Raw genomic sequence first — 1,304 nt, 5'->3', positions numbered from 1 at the left:
ACGGTCAGCAAGGTGATTTCGTAATCGAAATCGATGAAGCCTTCGATGATCACCCGGCCCTTGCCAGCGCGGCCGCCTTCCTGGGCGTAATCCCAGGACTTCTGCAGGTCGGCATCGCTGCGCAGCAGGCTCTGGCCTTTGCCCGACGAGCTCATCACTGGCTTGACCACGCACGGGTAGCCGACATCGGCCACGGCCTTGGCATAGTCTTCGTAGGTGTCGGCGAAGTGGTACGGCGAGGTCGGCAGGTCCAGCTCTTCGGCGGCCAAGCGACGGATGCCTTCGCGGTTCATGGTCAGCTGGGTGGCGCGGGCGGTGGGCACCACGGTGAAGCCTTCGTTTTCCAGCTCGACCAGGGTCGCGGTGGCAATGGCTTCGATTTCGGGGACGATGTAATGCGGCTTCTCGGCTTCGATCACTGCGCGCAGGGCGACGCCATCGAGCATGTTGACCACATGGCTGCGGTGCGCCACCTGCATGGCCGGTGCATTGGCGTAGCGGTCTACGGCAATCACTTCGACGCCCAGGCGCTGCAGCTCGATCACCACTTCCTTGCCCAGCTCACCGCAGCCGCAGAGCAGTACGCGGGTCGCGGTGGGCGACAATGGGGTTCCGATACGGGTCATTTCAGGTCCTCGAAGGCGTCCGGGGCTGCGCCAGGCTGAGCGCCGCCCGCTGAAAAAGGACCCGNNCGGGCGCGAAATGCCATGGCCAGCCACACGGCAGTGACACCGGCGAACTTCGAGGCCATCGCCGTGCCGATCACGGCCGGCGTCAAGGCACCGATCATGCCGAAGAAAATGAAAGTATCGACCGGGATGCTCAGTGCCGAGCTCAGCCATAGGCGGTCACGCAGCGGCCGACGGGTGATGCTGAACACCAGCCAGTCGATCAGCTCTGAGATGAAGAAGGCGGTGGCGCTGGCCAGTGCGATGGCCGGTTCCGAGGTGACATACGACAGAACCAGGGCCACCAGCATGGCGACCAAGGCGCCATGCCCGAAACGGGTCTGGACCATGTCGCGCAGGATGAACACCAGGCCGCCCCAGGCAGACCAGATGATGTCCAGGTGCGGGGCACTGGAAAAGGCGTAGTTGATCAGCACTACGCTGCTGATATAGGCAATGAGATAGAACATGAGCAGTAACCGTCAGACAAGCCGCACAGGTTACTTGATTTTGGGGGCAGCGGCAGCCGCGCCTACAAAATCATCCCGGCAGCCACTGCCCGCTCATGGCAAAGCTTCAGCACGGCGCGGCGCTCAGTGTTATCCATGCGCCCCCAGCGCCCGATCTCGGCCACCG

The 1,304-nt window shown here is 63.3% G+C and carries 2 protein-coding genes and 1 pseudogene; all 3 read right to left on the bottom strand.

Translation table 11 applies throughout. The annotated features are described in order from the left end of the window. On the bottom strand, positions 1-626 hold a 626-nt coding region (gene purT, locus MFF34_RS27375), incomplete at its 3' end, for a formate-dependent phosphoribosylglycinamide formyltransferase (protein ID WP_238217695.1). Beyond that, positions 623-1,138: a VUT family protein gene (locus tag MFF34_RS27370; protein ID WP_238217693.1), complete on the bottom strand. Its 516-nt coding sequence runs from the start codon at positions 1,136-1,138 to the stop codon at positions 623-625. The genes purT and MFF34_RS27370, both read right to left, overlap by 4 nt. Before the next feature lie 62 nt (positions 1,139-1,200). Continuing rightward, positions 1,201-1,304 (bottom strand): annotated as a pseudogene (locus tag MFF34_RS27365) (DUF1289 domain-containing protein); the annotation flags it as partial.

It is taken from the genome of Pseudomonas sp. PAGU 2196 (assembly GCF_022179005.1).
Lineage (GTDB): Bacteria > Pseudomonadota > Gammaproteobacteria > Pseudomonadales > Pseudomonadaceae > Aquipseudomonas > Aquipseudomonas kermanshahensis.
Note: the sequence above shows the minus strand (reverse complement) of the source record. Positions and strands in the feature narration are given on the sequence as shown.